The organism is Haloferax sp. Atlit-6N (genome assembly GCF_003383195.1).
GTDB lineage: Archaea > Halobacteriota > Halobacteria > Halobacteriales > Haloferacaceae > Haloferax > Haloferax gibbonsii.
The window spans coordinates 1-548 of the sequence record NZ_QEQJ01000146.1; the positions used below are offsets into that span (position 1 = coordinate 1).

Annotated in this window: 1 protein-coding gene; it reads right to left on the reverse strand. The window is 68.1% G+C overall.

Annotation, left to right across the window (positions count from 1 at the left end; genetic code table 11):
* Window positions 1–541: prenyltransferase (locus DEQ92_RS21645; protein ID WP_394338717.1), on the reverse strand; the 541-nt coding region annotated here is incomplete at its 3' end.
* Window positions 542–548: the final 7 nt, after the last annotated feature.

Consider the following 548-nt stretch of genomic DNA (forward strand, 5'->3'; position numbering starts at 1 on the left):
GATGTGCCCCCGCGCCAGCGGCGTACGCGGCCGCCCCCGGGAGGACGTACAGACCGTTCGAGACCGAATCGAGAAAGGGCGTCGTCTTGAACCGCAGCGGCGGCGCGGAGTACTGAAAGCCGAGGAGGAAGAACCCGGCGAGATACGGCCACGCCCGCGGGGACGTGAGGAGGAACGTCACCGCCCCCAGAAGCGTCGAGACCGCGATGACGGCGGCGACGACCGAGTCGCCGCTCCACCGGGCCTCTCGCTCGTCCTTCTTCGGGTTCGCGACGTCGACGTCGACGTCGAAGACGTCGTTGACGCCGTAGAGGAAGACGTTCGCCGGGAGCAGGAAGTACGCGAAGAGGCCGACGCTCACCGCCGTGAACAGATCACCGGTCGTGTCGGCTCCGAACGCGACGCCGACGACGACGGGGCCGGCGAGGTAGAACCAAAAGCGCGGACGCGACAGCGTCAGCAGATACCGCAGGCGGCCAGACATCCTCAGCCCGCCCGTTCGGCCATCGCCTCGGCTGTGAGTTCGCCGCTGATCAGACACATCGGCA